Origin of the sequence: Kitasatospora sp. GAS204B, assembly GCF_029892155.1 — a bacterium.
Classification (GTDB): Bacteria; Actinomycetota; Actinomycetes; order Streptomycetales; family Streptomycetaceae; genus Kitasatospora.
The window spans coordinates 133,801-150,655 of sequence record NZ_JARZAG010000014.1; the positions used below are offsets into that span (position 1 = coordinate 133,801).

Here is a 16,855-nt window from a genome sequence, read left to right on the forward strand (position 1 = left end):
ACAGATGACTGTTCCCCCCAACCCGTCGGCCGAGACGGATCGCAATCAACTTCTACTGCAGGGGATGGAACGAATAGCGCGGGCCACCGAGGAGTACTCGATCGCCCGCGGCAACTCGGCCAGGTCCATCCACCTCAGTTTTGCCGGAGCCAGGGTTGTCATCGGCGGTATCGCCGGCGCCACGTCCCTGCTGGTGCCGCCGGCGGCGGTTGCTGTCGCTCCTGTCGCCGGCGCCGTCAACTTCGGCCTGGGGGTGGCGTCAAAAAAAATCGTTGACACGGAATTTGATCAGGCGGCCGACAACTTCACCAAGAACACGAATCTGATTGTCCGGGATATCGATCAGCTCCGCTTCTCGGCCGTCCTGGCGGAGAATGCGACTAAAATACAGCTTCTGGCGGTCAAATACGGCCAGGATCCCACTGCCGACCCCGAACACGCAACGGCGGTCGGGGAGCCTGTCAATTTTATCGCCAGAAGAATCCTGGAAGACCCGGAAAAACATGGGATCGATTTCGACATCACGCTGTCAACCGTGGTGGGGTACTGGCGCGAGGGTACGAAGAAAATCCCGGAGATCTCCGAAAAAGAACAACTGAAAGCCATTGGATTCGCCACCGCAGGAACCGCCGCATCAAATATTCCGTACGGTGGAAACGTCGCCGGAAGCCTCGTTAGCGCCGCTGAGGGAATGTATACGATCAGAGGCAGGGAAAACTCTCTTTCCGAGTCTCTCCAGGCTGTTGAAAACGGCATAAGATCGGCTACGAAATTTGTTCAAGAGACACTGCCGGCCGTCTATGCCCGAAACACTGAGGCGGCGGAAATTGTCAGCCAGTACGAGCGCATGAACCACCGGGAACCAACCAACCTCATGTTGTCCCGGAGTTACAGCCGCTTTGCGTCCAAGCCTTCGCCCGCGACAGATTCAGAAATCGATGCCAAGCTCGATGCTAATGTCGACACACCTCCGCCCGTGCCCCCCAGGAGCGGCGACCTGACGCGGTCCCTGACCAGGCAGACAAAGAGCGCCGTCGATCAAACTACGAGCAAGATCCGTGCACTGGGGCAGACCGCTGCAACCAAGGCATCTGAAGCCGTCAGCGATGAAGGCACCATTGGTACTGTCGCAGCCACAGCCACCTCTGTCGGCGGAAGCCTTGCCAGCTCGGTGGCCAGCAACATCCCGATCGCCAATCTGGCCCTCGCAGCGTTCACCGTGGCGCAGGTGGGGCCGAATATTGTCGCCGCCGTGCACGACGCACGGGCAGAGCACACGAAGAACGCAGAATTCAAGTACGACACCGAGAAGAACGTCGGGCTCACCACTCAGGGGTTCGACGACATCCAGAAACATATCGCGAAGCCGGCGCTTCAAGACATCTCCGGGCTACGAGGAAGCCTCGAGGAGGGACTACGGAAGCTGGCGGAGGAGAAAGCAGGTTACACGCCCCCGGAGCCGGAAGCGGAACCTCCCGGGTCACGGTCGCCGACCCCTCCGGCCTTCCCCCGCACCGGCGGCGGGCAGGACAATCCTCCAGGGCATCGGCAGGACCCGCCGCCTCCGCCTCCTCGGTCATCTCCGCCTACTCCGAAGCCGTGACGGTGTGGGTCGCCGGGGTGTGCCCGCGGACGCGAGGAAACCCGCCTCCCCGCCACGGACCGTCCACACGATGCACGCAGCCGGACAGGGACAACGAGAACGCGGGCGACTAGTCGCGTATCCAACACCGTCCGGGACGCGCGCACTGATCAGACCTGGGCCGAAGGCTCACCCCTGATCACTTAATTGGAACGGTGCGAAGGCGGGTGCGTGGCTGGGTTGTCGTGTGTTCAGCTGGACCGGCCTTGGCGGCTGGGCGGCGTGGCGGGTGCGTGGCGCAGCCCGGCGTCGCGGACCAGCAGGGCGGCTTGGACGCGGTTGCCCACGTCGAGCGAGGTGAGGATGCGGCTGACGTGGGCCTTGACGGTGCTTTCGCGCATGCCCAGGCCGTCGGCGATCTCGGCGTTGGTGGCGCCATCGGCCAGCAGCGACAGGACATCGGTCTCGCGGGGAGTGAGGGTGGCGATGCGGGCCTGGGCGATCTGGGCGTGCGGCCGGGCGGTGTGGTGGTAGCGGTCGATCAGGTGGCGTGCGGCTGTGGGGTGGAGCATGGCGCTGCCGGACATGACGAGGTGGACGGCACGCAGGATCTCGGCGGGGTCGGTGTCCTTGAGGAGGAAGCCGTCTGCGCCGGCGGCGAGCGCGTCGTAGACGTAGACCTCCACGTCGAAGGTCGTCAGGGTGATCACGTGCGGCGGACGGGGCAGGGCCCGCAGCTTCTTGATGGCGGATATCCCGTCGAGGCGGGGCATGCGTACGTCCATGAGCACGACGTCCGGGGTGTGGGCGGCGGCGAGTTCCTGGGCCTGCAGGCCGTCGCCTGCCTGGGCGACGACGGTGATGTCGAGGTCGCTGGCGAGGAGGTCGGCCAGGCCGAGGCGGACCAGTGCGTCGTCGTCGACGATCATTGCGCGGATCATGCGGGCACGTCCTTGCCGCGCTGCTGGGAACAGGGGATGTGGGCGTGCAGGAACCACCTGCCGTCGGCGGGTCCGGCGGCGAACCGTCCGCCGAGCGCGGTGACCCGCTCGGCCAGGCCGTTCAGGCCGTGACCGCCGCCGGGGGCGGTGGTGGGCTGGCAGGAGTCTTGCGGCAGCTTGTTGTTGATCTCCACCGTCGTGGGCTTGTATGTCACATCCACCTGCACCGGTTCATGGGGGGCGTGCTTGCGGGCGTTGGTCAGCCCTTCCTGGACGAGCCTGAGCACTGCCAGGTGGTGGGCCGCGGGTACGGCCTGGGAGTCGCCTTCGATCTGCGTGTTGATGATCTGTCCTGCCGCGCGTGCTTCGTCGACGAGTGTGGAGATCCCCCTGAGGGCGGGCGGTGCGACGGTGTTGGGCGCCTGGTTGGGGCAGCGCAGGGCACTGAGGACTTCGCGCAGGTCGTTGAGGGCCGCGGTGGAGGCTGACCGCAGGATGGTCAGCCGTTCGGCCACCGGCTCGGGCAGGTCCGCGCGTGCGGCCAGGACACCGGTGTGGAGGGCGATCAGGCTCAGATGGTGGGCCAGGACATCGTGCATCTCGGCCGCGATCCGGGCCCGTTCCGTCAACTTCTCCTGCCGCGCGCGCAGTTCGCGCTCGGTACGTAAGTGTTCGATCTGGGCGGCCAGGGCGGCGATCAGGCGCCGCCGTCCTCCTGCCCATAGTCCCAGCGCAAAGGAGAGGGCGACCAGGAGGGCCGGACCGTAGGGCCGCGCGGTCCACAGGCTCTGGTCCGGGTCGAGGTAGGCGTTTCCGATCATTGCCACGGCTGCGCATAACGCGCCGAGGTTGCTGCGGTTCCGGGCCGCGAGGTGGAAGAGCATGATCAACAGAGGCAGCACGACTCCCACCACCGCGGCGAGCACGGCAAGGGCGACGACCCGGCGGGGCATCGAGCGGCGCAGTGGCAGTGCCAGGCTGGCCGCGATGGCCAGCCACAGTGCGAGGTGGGCCGGAATGTCGGCGCCGACGTGCTGGGCGTTGCTCACCGACAGCATCCCGATGACAGCCACGAGCGGTACATCGGCCCAGAGGGGCCACTGTGTCGGAAGAGTCGGCGTTGGGGTGTTCACCCATCCATACTAAGTGGCCGAGTAGCGCACTCCCCCATCCACCAGCCATGTCATTATTCGACTTTCGTCGGTGAGTCGTGTCGCATTCCGGAGGCCGCCTGGCGATCACCTGGCCTGTAAGGTCAGTTGAATGATTTCGATGGTCGAGATGACACTGGAAGGCTTCTCAGGCCACCCCAACGGTCGTCCTCATTATTTTCTCAGAAACAGCTCTGCCGCGCTCCCTTGGGGATGGGGAGCGGAATATGCCTCTCGTCGGCAGTGGCCCGCTGGCGGGGCGCAGCGGCCGAGGTGGTCCGGGTGTACTGGCAGGGCGGGCAGGCGGCTTTGCGATGGCATGAGTCGGCGGCACATGGTGGGGGCAGGCGCTGCCCGCCGCTGCGGCTGGGCCGGGTTGGGATTCGCTGCTCGGAGCGGCAGCGGTTGGGGAGGCGGTTCGTGTGTTCCGGCCTGGTGGGCCGGCGTCCCCTTTCGCGTGGCGATCGATGCCGGCCGTGGGGGTGCGGGCATCGGGTGCGTCCGGGGAGGACAGCCGGAAATACCGATGGAGCTCTCGGCGGCGGCCGGGGCGCCCTGCCCCGGCATGCCCACTGCTCTCCAGGGCCTGCGGGGTGAGGGGCTGTTGGCACGGGCCGGTTTCCAGCCGGCCGGGGCGCCCGGGACGGGGCAGGTGCGAATTCCTGAGCGGGGGATCGTGCGGAGCGGTGTCCGTTTTGGTGTCTCTATCGGCCTGACCACGTTGCAAGCCACGCGGGACGCTCGGGGTTTGATTCCGGGTGGGAACGCCGTGAATCGACAGGAGATCGCGGCCGGAAATCGCGGCGGCGTCCAGGTCTCGTGGGGGAGGCCGGAGAATATCCAGACCGGTGCGCGGGAGCTGACCGAGATCTCCCGTGGCTGCGTGAGCGATTTCTCCAGCGGCTGTGGTCCGGGCTGCCGGGGCGGTCTCGTGCTCGGAGCGCACGGGGGGCTACCCGGCTCAGCACCACCGCCGGTGTCTATGCGCCCGCAGCCCTGCGGTGGCCGGCCGCTGGGCCATCGCCTCTCGGCCAGCGACCCAGCGCCGAGCGGCGCACCGCGCCATGGGCTGGACCACCAGGCTCGCACCAGGGGACTCCTGCGGGCGATCGCCCACGACGCAGGGGGGCCAGGACAAACGCCGGCCGCCTTGGGGATGCGCGAGTTCCTGTGCCGTCAGCAGGCGGAGCCCAGTTGCCCAGTTCGACCGGTGCCGCTGGCGGAGGTTCGGTGTGGATGACAAGCAGTTGACCGCGCTGGCTCTGGCCGCTGGCGAAGGATGTCCCCAAGACGTGGAGGCGTTCGTGCGAGCCACTCAACGTGATGTGTGGCAGTTCATCGCCTATCTCACCGACGCCGAATCCGCTGACGATCTGGCCCAGGACACTTTCCTGCGAGCCTTGAGAGGACTGCCCGGCTTCGCCGGACGCTCCTCGGCGCGCACCTGGCTGCTGTCGATAGCCCGGCGCACGGTCGTGGACCGCTACCGCCGCAGTGCGACCCGCCCGCAGTTGGTGTTCGGGGATGCTGCTGCGGAGGTGCAACTGCACGAACCGTCAAGGTTCGAGGACCACGTGGTGCTGGTCGATCTGCTGACCTTCGTGCCCCAGCAGCGACGTGAGGCCTTCGTCCTCACCCAGGTGATCGGCCTCAGCTATGCCGAGGCCGCCGCCGTGTCCGGGTGCGCGCTGGGAACGGTGCGATCGAGGGTCGCCCGGGCCCGCGCCCAACTCCTTACGCTGCTGCACTCGGAGGAGGACGCGGTCGGCGCCCAGGTGCAGGAGCGCGTCGCGCGCCTCGGGCAGGCGCCAGGCAGGGATGCTGTGCACCGGCGCTCCCGGCCCGCGCTGACCGAGCCCTTCAGCCTGCCCGCTGCTGTCTGCTCGCCGGGCGCGCGGACCCCCTTTCCGGAGATCGCGTGATGTCGGCAACCGAGCATGACGCTTGCCTCTGGGGCCCGGCACGGCCGGGGCCCCTTCTGCTCGCCTTCCTGCTGCTCGGCGCCTGCTATGGGGTGTGCCGGACCGTAGGCCCACCCATACCTGATCTGGTCGGCTTGAGGCAGACGCCGCTCACCGGTGACATGCCGGGTATGGGGTTGCGGGAGCTGGCGTCTGCACAGGCGGCGCGATGAGCCTTCGCGCTGGACCAGGCACGGCTGGCAGTCCCCGGCAGCTGGTGACAACCGACCTGCAGGTGGGTGGCATGACCTGCGCGGCCTGCGTGTCGCGGGTGGAGAAGAAGCTGGGCCGCCTTACAGGTGTCAGCGCCGGGGCCAACCTGGTCACCGGCCGCGTGCGGGTGTTGCACCCGGCGACCGTCTCCGTGGCCGACCTGGTCACCGCGGTGCAGGACGCGGGGTACACCGCCCAGGCACTCATTGAGCCGGCTCCGACGACCGAGGCGCCGCACGACCCTGAGGAGAAGCTGCGCCTGCTCCTGGTCGTTGTGACGGCCGTACCGGTGATCGCCGTCTCGATGGTGCCAGCGCTGCAGCTGCGCGGCTGGCAGTGGGCCTGCTTCCCGCTGGCCGCTTTCGTGGTGACGATCGGATCCTCCACCTTCCACACACGGGCCTGGCGCGGGCTTCGCCATGCCACCGCGACGCAGGACACCCTGGTGAGCCTGGGCGTCCTGGCCTCCTTCGGCTGGTCGGCATACGCGCTCTTGTTCGGCGCGGCCGGCACCCTGGGGATGCGGATGCCGTTCTCGCTCTCCGCCGACCCGGGTGCGGGCGCCCACCTGCACTTGGAGGCGGCAGTGGGGGCGCCGCTGTTCGTGCTGTGCGGTAGGTTCCTGGAACGGCGGGCCAGGGCCAGCAGCAGCTCCGCACTGCGGGCCCTGGCCGAACTGGGCGCGAAAGACGTCTGGTTGAGCGAGGACGGCCTCGAGCGGCTGATCCCCATCGGACACTTGCTGCCAGGCCAGCAGTTCGTGGTGCGACCAGGCGAGAGGATCGCCACCGACGGCGTGGTGGTGCAGGGAAGCTCGACACTCGATGCGAGCATGCTGACCGGTGAAAGCAGACCGGTGCCAGCCCGCATCGGCGACCGGGTGTGCGGCGGGACACTCAACCTCGAGGGCGTACTCCTGGTGCGCGCCGAAGCCATCGGCGCCGACACCCAACTCGCCCGCATCACTGCCCTGGTGGCCCAGGCCCAGGCTGGCAAGGCCCGCGCGCAGCACCTGGCCGACACGGTCGCCGGCGTGTTCGTTCCGCTCGTGCTGGGCATCTCGCTCTGCGTACTCGGATTCTGGCTGGGCACCGGGGCCGGGGCCCAGCAGGCGCTGACAGCCGCGATCGCGGTGCTGGTGGTCGCCTGCCCCTGCGCGATCGGACTTGCCACGCCCACCGCGCTGCTCGCCGCCATCGGGCGCGGAGCGGAACTCGGCATCCTCGTACGGGGGCCACAGGTGCTGGCGAGCCTGCGCCGCGTCGACACCGTGGTCCTGGACAAGACCGGCACCCTGACGACCGGCCAGATGCGCCTCGCCTCCCAGGCGGTGGTCTGCGGGGTCGAGCTCGGTGAGGTGCTACGACTGGCCGGCGCCGTCGAGCGTCCCTCCGAGCACCCCCTCGGCCAGGCCCTGGCCACAGCAACGGGGCTGCCGCTGCCCCCGGTCTCGGGGTTCCGGATGGTACCCGGTCTCGGTGTCCAGGGCATGGTGGAGGGCACGTGGGTGCGGGTGATCCGCCCCGACGCCACCGACCTACCCCAGGCTCTGCGTGAGGCGCGCACACGCGCCGAGGAGGCCGGCCACACGCCCGTGGCGGTGGAGCTGGACGGGGAGCCGGCCGCCCTCCTCGCGGTTGGCGACGCGCTGCGCCCCAGCAGCTACCGTGCTGTGCACCTGCTGCGCGGCATGGGCCTGGAGACCATCCTGGCGACCGGGGACCGGCTGGGTGCCGTCAGGTCCGTCGCCGAGAGGCTGGGCATCAGCGAGATCCACGCGGGCACCTCCCCCGAGGGCAAGGCCGAGCTGGTGAAGGAGCTGCAGGCGGGCGGGCGCACGGTCGCCGTGGTGGGAGACGGGGTGAACGACGCGATCGCGCTGGCCGCAGCGGATCTCGGCATCGCCCTAGGCTTCGGCACCAACGCCGTGATCGGTGCGGCCGGGGTGATTCTGGCGCGCGGCGACATCGAGTTGCTGGTGGCCGCGGTACGTCTGGCCCGGCGCACCGCGGCCACCATCCGCACCAACCTCGTGTGGGCCTTCGGCTACAACGCAGCCCTCATCCCACTGGCCGCGGCAGGACTGCTCAACCCCATGATCGCCGCGCTCGCCATGTCGGCCAGCTCACTACTGGTCATAGGCAACAGCCTGCGCCTGCGCACCTGGCAACCCACTCGGCACAGCCAGGCCGTAGTGCACACCCGGCGCCCGGGTCGAGCCATCACACCTGCCTGGCGCCCCTGTTCCAGGCCGGCAGCTCCCCCTGATCGCTAGCCGGCTGCTTTCCGACGAAGGCCGCCACCTGGCGGCTTCCCGCACCAGAGATTCAAAACTATGCCCCACCCTGACCTGGCTTCCTCCCACCTCGCACCGCGACAAGACAGAGCAGGGCCAAAGACCTCCGGCCCCCAGGGGAACCCCGTGGCCGACCAGGACCATCGGCTCCTGGTCGCCGCCGCCGGGATACTGTCGTTCGCGGCGATGCTCAACACAGGTATCGCCACCGCCGCGCTGGCCGAGACAACCGGTACCGCGAGCACCCGGTGGGCCCTGCTCGGCTATCAATTTCCGCTCATCGCACTGCTGCTGACTCGACGGTGGGGGCTGGACCAGGGCCGGACACGCTGCGCGCCGCGGTGCGCGGCCGGTGGTTTCGCACTGTGCGGAGCGGCCTCAGCTGCTGCTCCCTCCCTGCCCTGGCTGATTGCCGCGCAGTTGGTCCAGAGCATGTTCGGGGCGATGCTGTTCGCGTGGGCCCCGGTACTGGCGGCTCGCTCGGCCAGGCCCCACAGGCGCGGGCACGCGATGAACGTGCCTGCCGTCCTCGGAGCGCTCGGGGCGCTCCTGGGACCCGCTGCAGGAACCGAGGTGGCCCGGCACCTCGGCCGACCGGCGCTCCTCCTGCTCACCGTGCCACTCTGCCTGGTTGCCTTGCCGATCACCGACCGCGACACATCGCCTCGGCGCGTGCCACGCCTACCCAAGAAGACCTGGCTCACCCAAACCGCCCTGGCCGGTTCCGCGGGGACGGCGCTGCTCCTGGCGCTGGCTTCCTCGCCCGCCTCTCCGCTCTGGCTACTGCCCGCAGCCGGCCTCGTGCTCGTCGTCATGGGGCCGGGGCACAACAGCAGGCGCTCCATCACTTCGGCGCCGCACGCAGCAGGATCAGCCGGCCCCTATACCGCCACCTTCACCCTGGCGGTAGCCTGCGCCATCACGCTCAGCCTGGCCACCCTGTACCTGGGACGCGGCGGGCACGGCTCCGGCGCCCACCTGACCACGCTGTGGTTCGCCCTCGCCCTGGCCATCGCCGGGCCACTCGGCAACCACCTGGCCGACCGGTTCGGCCCCCACCGGTTGGCTGTCGTCGGAGCAGGCGCAACCACGCTCGGCCTGCTACTGCTCGTTCCACTGGACGCCAACTGGTCCCTGGCGGAGATCGATTGGCGGATAGCGCTGGCCGGACTCGGCACAGGCCTTTGCCTCGGACCGCCCCAGAGCCTAGCGATGACCACTGCGCCGCCCCAGCGGTGGGCAGCGGCCAACTCCCCGATCCAGCTCGCCCGCGGACTAGGACTCACCCTGGGCCCAGCCCTGGCCGCCACCATTTGGGGTACACCGGACAGCGACACCGCCCAGATGCGCGTCGGACTGCTCCTGGCGGCCGCCGCGGCGTGCGTGGCCACTGCCCAACTCAGCCTCTGCCCTCGCGATACCGCCGAGCTTGCTTGAGCCATGCCAAGCGCCTGCCCGCAATCGACGTCGACGACATCCCTCAAGGCATGCGGCAGGACTGGCATCCAGCGCCGAAGCCCTGCGATCGGTGCTTCTACGGAAAAACCTGCGCCTTCTCGGCCCACCGACACAAGCAAAGGGGGGACAATATTCCCATGGCTATTCAGGCTGCCCGGCGATCAGCTGGCGCCGCCTCAGGCCAGCCGTCAGAAAAAGGCGGCTGACTGCCAGAAGAGTACAGAGCCGCCAAGGGGGCAGTAGATGACGAGCCCAGCCCGGCCCGCAGAAATACCGGCATACCTCGGCAACGACGAGTTCCTTCGAGGCTTTTACACCCATGTCTCCAGCGAGGCCAGGAGCCGCCAGGACCCGTCCACAGGGCTGATTCCCCCCCAGGGGGCGGCCGACGTGCAGCGCCTCGCTCTCGAGTACACGAACAACCACCTAGCCGCCAGCGGGTACACACCGGCTGCTATTGTCCAGGCGCCAGGCCACCTGCCGAATGGAGAAGTCGCCAACTTCGACTATTCAACCTGGGTGATCAGGTGCACGGCGATTTCGGAGCCGCAGACGATGGAGCAGGTGCTGAGGGCGACTGCCGTCGTCCTGCACGAAGAATCCCACCTCCAGCATTACACCTGTGAAGCTATAGCGGGGAAGCAAAAGCGCCCGAACGCCTCGGAGCGAGAACTCCAAAGCCTGCTCACCCTGGTCGACGGCTTCCCGTTCTCCCTTTCGGGCCTCCGTGGCGCACGATCCCTGCACGGGACACCCGACCAAATGGCGGAGGCAGCTCGGCTGGGGGATGAAATATTCAGCTCCGAGATCGGAGCGGTGAAGTCTGCCCAGAACAGCGATGCGCCGCTCCTCGCAGATGCCAACCTCACAGGGAAGCTAGAGGCCTCAAGTCGTTTCCACAAGGCGAACCGGGACTACCTCGAAGCCAAGCACATGCGGCATCGAACAGTCGAAACGATCGAAATTTTCGATAGCGACCAGAGCGCCGGAGGAAGGCGCCTAATGGGGGATCTGGCAGTAATGCCGGGATGGGTCGATACCGGACTACAGCGTCTTCGAAATCCGAAAATGAGGGGAGGCTCCCGGGACCGAAGCCGTGCCTTAGCCGCTGCCGAACAAAGTGGACCGGCTGTATTCACGACTAACACCTCAAAATGCTTATTCGACCTTCAGGAAGTGATCAATAAAAGGCTGATGGATACCTATCAGAGGTATTCTGACGGTCCCGTAATGGAGCGCGAGGCCCACAAGGTAGAGCGGCACTTCATGGCTAATTATCTCATGACTTCCGACCCACCCGTGGCTGTGCTGCCCATCACTGCCCGAGGCCGCGTGATCATAGCGGCTCCCACTCCGACCAGAAGTGTGGTTCCAGCGGCAAGCGCAAGGCAAGCCGCGCCGCAGCAAGCCCCCCTACCCGCAGCACCCCTACCCCCGGCGGCACCGGCCCCTCCCGCACCCGCAGCACCCGTACCTTCCACACCAGCACCGCAAGCCGCAGGAGAGAAACGCAAGGCCGAAGGGAACACGGAAGAAACGGAATCGACTGCTGCGAAACGCGCCAAGACGGTGACCGCTGCCATGCAGAGAGCACAAGAATCTGTCTCCACAAGTATAGATAACTCCCAGCGCACCGTTCAAAACGGTATCACCAGGGCCATCAGCAGCTTCGAAGGAGCCCTCCAAAGAATCCAAGCACCAGCCCAATCTGCGACTCCGTCGCCGGCGAAGGACACAACAAATGACTCACCGGAGGAAAAGCTACGACGAGAGCAGCAGCATCGGATTGCGATGCCTGGAAGGCCCCCATCCCCACCTCGGGCACCCTGACCGCGCGAGGTAGTCAGCGGCACACTCAGCGCCCCGGGCCGTCGCCAACCTGCCTGTCACAGCAGCCGTAGATCGTGGTCTCCGCAGTCGACAATCAGGCGGCGACTGCGGTGATCTCGTTCAAGCGGCCGTGACAGGCAACCGAGCGGTTATGTGACGGCGTGTCCAGCGTGACCAGTACAGGATGTGCACAGGTCGCGGCATGGCGCGGGCAGGGCGACGGTCCTGAGCAGAACGAGCAGTTCGGGCGGGGTGACTGCGGTGAGGACCACGACCAGGAGAGCGGCGGCGATCAGGCTCCAGCGCATCCAGGAGTTCCAGCAGGTCACCCGCCCATGATCGAGTCCGGTCAGCGACTTCGCGGCGTGGAAGTCCTTCTCTATGCGCCACCTCGTACGGACCACGGCCACGAGGTGGCCAGAGCGACCGGTGTGGCGAATGGCCCGCCACACCTCTTGCGCCCGCCATGGCCTCCACGGCCGCCGCGTTCGGGTCTTGTCACAGACGGTCATGATCGTGGCGGCCGTACCCATGCCAGCAACCGGCCCCGCCCCTTCAGGGATGATCAGCGATGACCGCTGTAGATCGTGATCTACAGCGGTCATCGCTGATCGAAAGGGCGCCCCGGCCCGGAAACACCAAGGGCCTCCCGCGCCGCCCATGATGCATCCCGCAACGGCCGAACCGCACGGTTCCGCCAGCCGCTGTCCTCTGGTTCAAGTAGGCCCCTGAGTGGTTTTCCCGATGCTCCGGCTCTGGACACACGAAAAGATGGAGGAAGTGCAGTCGGCAACAAGCCTTGCGGCCATTTCCGGCAAAGCGGGTGGTCGAGCGCAGATCCTCACTCGGAGAGGATAAAACCTTTTCTCCCAGGGAGCCCAGATGTCTGACCCAACAGTACCGCCGGTCCCCCAGAAGATCGACAAGAACCTTCTGCTCTCAACAGGCGAAGCATACTCCGCAGTCATGCATTCAAAGCACATCACGTCCCCAGAAACCTATGGCCACTTCAATGCAACGCTACGGAAAATTCACGCGGCGGCAGATTCCATCAGGGGAGCGGTACGATCCGGCATCAGCACAAGCGACCTGCACTGGAAGATGGAAAGGATATTGAAATTCGACGCGGCTTTCTTCAACAGCTCCTTCGAGCCTGAGCCCACCGACGAAACAGTCAGGAACCGGGCGGACACCGTGGCGAAAGGCCTGCACGTCGAACGCGGCCTGGCTGAAATAGCAGCCGACGCGGAAAAGGTCGCCGATGGCATGCGGCCAATTATGGTCAAGGTTGCAGGAAAAGCCGAGCGTCGCAGCGAGAAGCTGGCGACCGGCGGACTCATGGATAAGCTTTCCAGTCTCTCCATGAGAAATCTGGGAGCTTTCGAAAAGAACTTAAGGATGGCTGGTAACGACCCGATCGAGAAGATCGCCGCCCTGGGGTTCGCCGTCCGCGACAGCAAGAGCTTGAGGAAGTCCTTCGCCGGCATCTTCAAGAACGATCCCGAAGGAGGGAAGGCTGTCGAGGAACTTGACAGGGGAGTTGCAGAGGCAACAGCAGTGGCAAGGGCGGAGCAGCAGAAGGACCGGAAGGTGAACCTACGGGAGGACCAGCCTGCACCGGAGAAGCAACGCTCGTCCCTCGGGGCGAGCGGCCAGGCAGTCCCGCCAGTCGGCGCAGGCAGCCCCCGAGAAGAACACCCGGGCGTCACGTCGACCACAAGCTCGCACGAGCAGGAGGCTCCCGTCCCCCATGCCGAACCGCCCGCCGGGCCCGGAAAGTCCGAACCGCGAAACAAGGAGCTCCGTTTCACCGAAGCATTCGATCCCCCGCAGAAGATGACACTGCCCAGGGAGAAGGGGAATCTGGGGAAGCTGAAGACCCCGTTGGTGCGGCACCCCAGCTTCCTCAACAGCAGCACGGCCAATCTCGGGAAGCTGCCGACGAAGCCCGGGCCCGGGCAACAGCGGTCCACCTCGGTCACCCATAAACCGCGGCGACCGGAGCACGGATCAGGTGGCTCTACCTTCTGAGCTGGGTTAATCGAGCCAGTCGTATGGTTGGGTCGCCCGGGGGTGCTGGGTGTGGCTATCAGGCGGCTGCCGACTCATGGCTGACATGGCTACTGGCGCGCACAGCGCCAGTAGTTCGGCTCGTACTTCGCCAGATAGGTTGGCGGAGCTCCGCTGTCGACAATCCGCCAATATGTCGAGCAGCAGAACCGGCCCTCTGAGCTGAGGTCCACAGTGCGGAGGGCGCACCGGGCAGGGCCAAAGCAACACTCAGAATCGCTTTACCACCAAGCTGAGACCGGCGCACCGCGATCAGTCGCGGATCCAGTCCTGCATAGCCGACGCTCGCGGATCAGCGGGCCATGACGGGCACGACCCCCAGTGCCGCGATGACGGCCACGATCACCGATTGCGCAGCCGTCCAGAGCCGACCACCGCGCCGGGGTAGCAGGCAGGCAGTCGTGGCCGCCAACAGGGTGAGCATGATGCACGCCGGCTCCAGAGCGGGGAGACGGGCCGAGACCGCTGCCGGAAGGTGCGGCAGCCCCAGTATCTGCCGCACGAACCGCGCTGCGTCCTGGAAGGCGAACTGCAGAGCCCACATGGCTACGTTGAGCAGGATGCTCCACAACGCCCAACGGACGGCTGTGGAGGCGGTGGCTTCCCCGTCTGATCCGTAAGACCAACCGGAGACCCCAGCTGACCGGTGGGCGGGCGGGCGGGCGGCTCGGGCGGCCTGTTCGGGTATGTACGGCAGCAGACTGTTCATACCTTGAGAGACAGGGGCCATCCCACGTGGTGATGCCGATGACGGGTATGCGCCATCGCGGGGCCGGAATCAAACGGCGTCGCGACCTCGGCGTGCCTCTGCTTCGCCGCAGGGCGTGAGCGCCGGGTAGGCCGAGGGGCGCCATTCGTGCGGGCCCGGCTGTTGGCAACTTCCACAGCCGCCGCCCCGCAGCCGCCCGCTCACCCATTCGTGTCTGCGGGCAGTTGAGCAGGTGCGGCGGCAGCGCCATGGGCAACGTCGCCGCACGCTCGGCCGCCACTCTCGCCAGGGGCGCCGCCGCAAGGGCCATGAGGGCGGACCGGTGCGCTGTGACCGCTTCGGGCGGTCTTCGGCCGGGCCTAAGGTGCCATGCCACCGTTCGCGCCGCTTCCGCCTCGGGCATCGCAGGCCGGTTGCCTGGGGCCGGCGGATCCAACACGCCATCACCTGGCAGAAGCCGCTTGACATCCTCCCCGTGCTAGAGCGCGGGGATTTCGGCCGCGCCGTCGGCACGGGGCTTGCGCCCTGTATCGCCGGCGTTCCGGTGGGTTCCCCGTTCAACGGGCCGTGCCCGGCGTGGGATTGCCACGCCGGGTCTGACCGGCCCTCCGGGGGCATTCAGCCTGTCCGCTTGCCCGGCGGCCAGGATGTTTCGAGCAGCGTTGAGGTCACGGTCATGTAGCACCCCACACGCACCACACACCCATGTGCGGACCGCCAGGGGCTTGGGGCCCTCAGGGTGCCCGCAGTCCGAGCAGAGCTGGGAGGAGGGGAAAGAGCGGTGCACGATCCCGACACACCGCCCATAGTGGAGTGCCTTCTCCTCCAGCATGCGGCGGAAGGTAAACCATCCGGCGTCGTGCACGGACTTGGCCAGGCGGCCACGCCCCAGGCCGCGCACGTTCAGGTCTTCCAGGTAGATCGCTTGATTCTCGCGAATGATCCTGGTCGTCCTCTTATGCAACCAGTCCTTGCGGGTGTCGGCCACCTTGGCATGCGCCTTGGCGACCTTGACACGGGCCTTGGCCCGGTTCTTCGACCCCTTGGCCTTGCGGGACAACTCCCGCTGCGCGGCCTTCAACCGCTTCTCCGCCTTGCGCAGGATCCGGGGGTTGTCGATCACCGTGCCGTCCGACAGCACGGCGTAGGTGGTCAAGCCCAGGTCGATCCGGACCTCGGCATCGGGTGAGCCGTCTCCTGGGGCGGTCGTGCGGGGCGCAGCGGGGTGGCCCGGTGGGGGCATGGTCTGGTCGGTGGGCGGCCGCGACGGTGAGGCAAGGTCACGTCCGTGACGGGGGCAACTCTGGCTGGGCCGTTCAGGGCACGGGCCGTCATATCCCGCTGCCAAGGCACTTACTGCTAGCGGAATCATTCCTGCGGTGCGAGCGCAAGCCCGCCGGACGGGTGCGTCGCCGCGTGGGCCGTGGTCCGTGGAAACGGGGTCTGCGGGGCAGTTGGTCACTCTCGCCCGGGTGGTGGAACGGCAGACACCGGGAGCTTAAACCTCCCTGGCCTACGGGCCGTGCGGGTTCGAATCCCGCTCCGGGCACCTCGTGCGTGCGGCGGTAAACGGCGGCTCGGTGAGCCCCCTGTCTTTGGGAGGTGTTCGGTCACGGTCACGGCGAAGGAGGGCAAAACCATGCGGGTGTGGCGTCGAATGGCAGGTCTGGCCGCAGGCTGCGGGCTTGTGCTGCTCATGGGCTCACGCCCGTTGCCGAGTGCTCTGTTGGGCGTGTCGGAGCCTCGGGCGCCGTTGGTGACATCGTGGCAGGTGGGTAGCTGTCACCAGTTGGAGCAGCCGGAGCTGCTGGGTCCATCGGTGGGGTCGGACACGTCTCTGCCTGTGCCGTGCGAGCAGGCTCACCAGAGCGAGACCTTCGCCACCGCTTCGCTGACCGGTGCGATCGCGCGGGAGGCCGAGCGGCCCGATCCCGTACAGTTGCGGCCCTTGTCCGCGCAGTTGTGCTCGCGTGACGCCCTGAACCGGTACCTGGGGTCGGGTCCCTACGATGGAGTCACCGCGATCGACGTCGTGGTGTTCTTCCCCACGGTGGCCGAGTGGCGCGCGGGTATGCGCACTGCGCGGTGCGACGCGCTTCCTCAGCCGGTCGACGGCGCGGCTGTGCCGAGCATCTCGGAGCCGGTACACAACGTGCTCGACGTGGCCGACGGCGCGCGTTTTCGCCGGTGCCGGGTCGGTGACGTGGAAACGACGTGCGATCGCAATCATTCGCGCGAGTTCATTCCTCCGTGGCTGGGTTTCAGCCGTGCCCAACTCGCCCAAGGGCCGCAACGCGTCCAGGCCGCGGGCACGGCGGTGTGCACCGCTCAGGCCGAGCGATACATGGGCTCCGCCCTGTCCGAGCACCCGGACCTCATCCTGGAGGTCGACACGCCCCACGGCGTTGCGGACAGCGAGAGCACCATCGGTTCGTGCTGGGTCGGGCCGGCGAAGCAGACCACGCTGGTGACCGGCAGTGTGCACGGCTTTGCCGAGGAGAAGCCTGCCGCCCCGACCGACGATCCGACTGCCCCCGAGCAGCCCGTTGACGGGCAGGCGGGCTGATGGCCAGTGGCTCGGTAAAGGGCCCACAGGTGCCTATCGGTGCCTCCCGGGTCGCGATCGTTGCCTGGGCCGGGTGGC

Annotated in this window: 10 protein-coding genes and 1 tRNA gene; 7 read left to right on the top strand and 4 right to left on the bottom strand. The window is 67.3% G+C overall.

Going from position 1 to position 16,855, the window contains the following annotated elements:
• Positions 1-4: 4 nt before the first annotated feature.
• On the top strand, positions 5-1,603 hold the full coding sequence (locus P3T41_RS20565; RefSeq protein WP_280691428.1) for a hypothetical protein: 1,599 nt from the start codon (positions 5-7) through the stop codon (positions 1,601-1,603).
• Positions 1,604-1,833: 230 nt separating this feature from the next.
• Here P3T41_RS20565 and P3T41_RS20570 read toward each other — a convergent pair whose 3' ends face one another.
• Both P3T41_RS20570 and P3T41_RS20575 read right to left on the bottom strand, forming a co-directional pair.
• Positions 1,834-2,523 (bottom strand): response regulator transcription factor, encoded by a 690-nt coding sequence (locus tag P3T41_RS20570; RefSeq protein ID WP_280691429.1) that lies wholly within the window; start codon positions 2,521-2,523, stop codon positions 1,834-1,836.
• Positions 2,520-3,581, bottom strand: a complete 1,062-nt coding sequence (locus P3T41_RS20575; protein WP_280691483.1) for a histidine kinase — start codon at positions 3,579-3,581, stop codon at positions 2,520-2,522. Before P3T41_RS20575 ends, P3T41_RS20570 begins: the two co-directional genes overlap by 4 nt.
• 1,325 nt (positions 3,582-4,906) lie before the next feature.
• On the opposite strand from P3T41_RS20575, the gene P3T41_RS20580 reads away from it, so the two are divergent.
• The 4 genes from P3T41_RS20580 (at position 4,907) to P3T41_RS20595 (ending at position 13,463) form a co-directional block, all read left to right on the top strand.
• Positions 4,907-5,596, top strand: a complete 690-nt coding sequence (locus P3T41_RS20580; protein ID WP_280691430.1) for a sigma-70 family RNA polymerase sigma factor — start codon at positions 4,907-4,909, stop codon at positions 5,594-5,596.
• A gap of 208 nt (positions 5,597-5,804) precedes the next feature.
• Entirely contained in the window at positions 5,805-8,123 is a 2,319-nt protein-coding gene (locus P3T41_RS20585; protein ID WP_280691431.1) for a heavy metal translocating P-type ATPase, read from the top strand.
• 147 nt (positions 8,124-8,270) lie between these two features.
• Positions 8,271-9,581: an MFS transporter gene (locus tag P3T41_RS20590; RefSeq protein WP_280691432.1), complete on the top strand. Its 1,311-nt coding sequence runs from the start codon at positions 8,271-8,273 to the stop codon at positions 9,579-9,581.
• Between the two features lie 2,733 nt (positions 9,582-12,314).
• Positions 12,315-13,463 (top strand): hypothetical protein, encoded by a 1,149-nt coding sequence (locus tag P3T41_RS20595; RefSeq protein WP_280691433.1) that lies wholly within the window; start codon positions 12,315-12,317, stop codon positions 13,461-13,463.
• A 331-nt stretch (positions 13,464-13,794) separates the two neighbouring features.
• Here P3T41_RS20595 and P3T41_RS20600 read toward each other — a convergent pair whose 3' ends face one another.
• Both P3T41_RS20600 and P3T41_RS20605 read right to left on the bottom strand, forming a co-directional pair.
• Complete coding sequence (locus P3T41_RS20600; protein WP_280691434.1) at positions 13,795-14,073, bottom strand: hypothetical protein; 279 nt, start codon at positions 14,071-14,073, stop codon at positions 13,795-13,797.
• Between the two features lie 616 nt (positions 14,074-14,689).
• Positions 14,690-15,583, bottom strand: coding sequence for an RNA-guided endonuclease TnpB family protein (locus tag P3T41_RS20605; protein ID WP_348533678.1), 894 nt, complete (start codon positions 15,581-15,583; stop codon positions 14,690-14,692).
• A gap of 94 nt (positions 15,584-15,677) precedes the next feature.
• On the opposite strand from P3T41_RS20605, the gene P3T41_RS20610 reads away from it, so the two are divergent.
• A tRNA-Leu gene (locus P3T41_RS20610) sits at positions 15,678-15,760 on the top strand.
• A 240-nt stretch (positions 15,761-16,000) separates the two neighbouring features.
• The gene (locus tag P3T41_RS20615) at positions 16,001-16,777 is read left to right on the top strand and encodes a septum formation family protein (RefSeq protein ID WP_280691435.1); all 777 of its coding nucleotides are present in this window, start codon (positions 16,001-16,003) and stop codon (positions 16,775-16,777) included.
• Positions 16,778-16,855 lie beyond the last annotated feature (78 nt).